Source organism: Psychrobacter sp. 1U2, from assembly GCF_051847575.1.
In genome coordinates, this window is the sequence record NZ_JBPYDC010001626.1 from 1 (window position 1) to 555 (window position 555).

Below are 555 nucleotides of genomic sequence, written 5' to 3' on the forward strand. Positions count from 1 at the left end.
CGCTCTGTCGTAAAAGGACTACCAGGCGCTAGGCGCATCATAAAAAAGGACACGGTAATCAAAACAAACATAGTCGGAATGGCTTCTAAGATACGCCGAAAGATGAGCTTTAGCATAGAACCTCTTTATAGAACCTTTGTATAAAGGCTCCTATCTCTAAAATTTTTCTTGAAATAATGACCTTCAAGATTTATAAGTCCAAACAGACAAGCGCTATAAATCAGAACAAATCTTTTTTATAGCGCTCACTTATAAAGGTGATTTAATGACTAGTGTTTGGCAATAGAGATATTTTTGCCCTGCCAATTTCCCAAAGGATCCTTCTCCGAAAATCCGATAACATAAGGCTTAACCATTCGCGGACTGACGTAGTGATAGATGTTTAACAGCCCCATATCGTCATCCAACTGAGCCTCTGCTTGCTGATACAAATCTGCACGCTGCGCATCGGTGACCCCAGGTTTTAGGGTTTGCGCCATCAGACTATCGAATTTGGGGCTATTGTATTTACCGTAGTTACCGCTATTGTCAGATTTTGCGATATTTAAAAAGGCT

At 40.5% G+C, this 555-nt stretch carries 1 pseudogene; it reads right to left on the reverse strand.

Annotated features, from left to right (window positions below):
* Window positions 1-269: 269 nt before the first annotated feature.
* Window positions 270-555, reverse strand: a pseudogene (locus tag ACS8FD_RS23530) (oligopeptide ABC transporter substrate-binding protein OppA); the annotation flags it as partial.